The sequence below is a fragment of the Psychrobacter sp. TAE2020 genome, assembly GCF_018919485.1.
Taxonomy (GTDB): Bacteria; Pseudomonadota; Gammaproteobacteria; order Pseudomonadales; family Moraxellaceae; genus Psychrobacter.
Window position 1 is genome coordinate 1 of the sequence record NZ_JAHLMU010000029.1, and the last position, 241, is coordinate 241.

Below are 241 nucleotides of genomic sequence, written 5' to 3' on the forward strand. Positions count from 1 at the left end.
CAGCAGAGCTTGCCGATGGTATTCAAACCAATGTGACTGTGCCAACAGGCAGTGAAGAAGGTGACATGGTTACGGTAACCATCACCAATCCAGATCTTAGCACCAGCACCGTTGAGCAAGCCTTAACGCAAGCTGATGTGGAGGCGGGCACTGTAGCTGTGACCATTCCTAAGGGTCAGATTCCAGAAGATGGCGACTACAGCGTAACCGCTCAAATCACCGATGCCGCTGGTAACAGCAC

Annotated in this window: 1 protein-coding gene; it reads left to right on the forward strand. The window is 52.3% G+C overall.

Annotation, left to right across the window (positions count from 1 at the left end):
- Positions 1 to 241, forward strand: a 241-nt coding sequence (locus KPY62_RS13605; RefSeq protein ID WP_216583479.1) for an Ig-like domain-containing protein, incomplete at both ends; no start/stop codon positions are given.